Origin of the sequence: Mesorhizobium sp. M7A.F.Ca.US.006.04.2.1, from assembly GCF_004022915.1 — a bacterium.
GTDB lineage: Bacteria > Pseudomonadota > Alphaproteobacteria > Rhizobiales > Rhizobiaceae > Mesorhizobium > Mesorhizobium ciceri.
In genome coordinates this window covers 1-585 of sequence record NZ_RZQA01001567.1, presented here as the reverse complement: position 1 = coordinate 585, position 585 = coordinate 1, and the positions used below count along the sequence as shown (strand labels likewise).

General features: G+C 64.4%; 1 protein-coding gene. It reads right to left on the bottom strand.

Features of this window, described 5'->3' with window-relative positions; all coding sequences use genetic code 11:
• Nucleotides 1–5 precede the first annotated feature (5 nt).
• Nucleotides 6–585 (bottom strand): RcpC/CpaB family pilus assembly protein (locus tag EN925_RS38765; protein ID WP_245487489.1); only part of this gene is annotated, 580 nt, incomplete at its 5' end.

Genomic DNA, 585 nt, shown 5'->3' with positions numbered 1-585 from the left:
CCTTATCATGGTTGTCGCGGCACGTCATATGTCTCGAGCTTCACACCCCGAAAAACGCCGATCGTTGCCCGCGCCGGCGGCTCAGGCTGCACATATTTGACCACTTCCTTGACGACCGGCTGCGGTGCCGCCATCACGATCGGAGCAATCTTTACCTTGCCCAACTCGTCGAGGCGGCTTCCCACCCGCTCCACAGCCTGGGTCAACCCGGCAATCTTGTCCTCGGCGCGCTTGCGCTCGGCTGCTGCCTCCGCTTCCGCTGCTGCCTTCTTGTCGAGCTCCGCCTGCCTGGCGGCGACATCGGCCGGCGTTTCGCCGGTCAGGTCGGAAAGCGTCACCCGCTCGGTCATTTCGCCCTTGCTGGCGGCGGCCTGGCGAAGCGCCAGCGACAATTGGCCGGCGCCTGCCGCAAGCGTCAGCTTCTGCGCGTCCTTGGTGCTGGCTTCCAGCGTTACGGACTTCACCACGGTTGGGCTGTCCTTGCTCACATCGGCCACCTGGTCGATGGCGAGCACCTTCATGCTCTGCAGCAGCACATCGACGAAACTCTTGTCCGCTCCATCATCGCCGCGCACCGTTCGCGTC